General features: G+C 58.1%; 1 protein-coding gene. It reads right to left on the bottom strand.

The window, feature by feature from the left end:
- A partial coding sequence (locus tag J5M56_RS26180; protein ID WP_207938211.1) for an amino acid permease occupies positions 1–246 on the bottom strand: 246 nt, incomplete at both ends.

Raw genomic sequence — 246 nt, 5'->3', positions numbered from 1 at the left:
ATCATGTTGCGCACCTGGCTCAGCACATTGCCGAACTGCGGGTTGCTCTGGCCCCAAATATCGCGCGTGAAGATATCGGCGCGAAACGCGAAAGCGGCAATGACCACGAAGATCAGCAACGGCACGATTTTGGCCACAGTGGTGACCAGGTTGATGAAGGCTGCTTCCTTGATGCCGCGCAGTACCAGAAAATGCACGGCCCACAGCAGCACCGATGCAGCGATGATGGCCGCGGGGGTGTTACCT

This window comes from Pseudomonas sp. 51_B (assembly GCF_017491595.1).
Taxonomy (GTDB): Bacteria; Pseudomonadota; Gammaproteobacteria; order Pseudomonadales; family Pseudomonadaceae; genus Aquipseudomonas; species Aquipseudomonas promysalinigenes.
Note: the sequence above shows the minus strand (reverse complement) of the source record. Positions and strands in the feature narration are given on the sequence as shown.